The organism is Paenibacillus sp. 01T422, assembly GCF_056398785.1.
The window spans coordinates 1-752 of record NZ_JBFTQB010001471.1; the positions used below are offsets into that span (position 1 = coordinate 1).

Consider the following 752-nt stretch of genomic DNA (forward strand, 5'->3'; position numbering starts at 1 on the left):
GCTTATCCGGAGGCCAAACTGCAAAAAGTAAAACCATCTTACGAACCAAACCGCTCTTCAGAATTAGAAATAAGTAATAATGGGCAACCCTTGCTCGTATATATGAATCCTTATGACGGGAAAGTACTTGGAGACGTTAATCCAAATACAAAACTCATGCAGTTAATAAGAGATTTTCATGGGAAATTAATGATTGGAAAAACAGGGGATCGCATCATTGAATTATCTGCCTGCTGGGCGATGATTCTTTTAATCACAGGTATCTATTTGTGGTGGCCGAGGGGTAAAAAATCGATCTACGGCATAATTCTTCCGCGTATGGGTAAGGGGAAGCGGATGTTCTGGCGTGATATGCACGCTGTGACCGCATTTTGGTTATCTCTGTTCATTGCCGCATTAATCTTAACTGGCTTACCATGGTCTGGCGTTTTAGGAACTTATATAAACAAAACAGCTACATACCCTCAAGGATTCTTCTCTTTTGATCCACAAAAACCTGAGTCAACTGTACCGACCAAAGATGTTGTTAAAGGAGTCCCCTGGGCGGCAGAACAACTTCCGATACCTAATTCTACTGCTAGCTCAAGTGGTTCCATTTCTATTGAGCAAGTGATGGATATTGGTAAAAGTATGGAACTTGCGCCAGGCTACCAAATAGCCCTACCCGCAAGTGAAAAAGGCGTATACACGATCTATTCAACAACAGCAGATCCGAAGAAGCAAACGACCCTTCATATTGATCAATATAATGG

At 41.9% G+C, this 752-nt stretch carries 1 protein-coding gene; it reads left to right on the plus strand.

Translation table 11 applies throughout. The features are described from left to right. Positions 1-752: PepSY-associated TM helix domain-containing protein (locus tag AC1DUA_RS39595; RefSeq protein ID WP_477504875.1), on the plus strand; the 752-nt coding region annotated here is incomplete at both ends.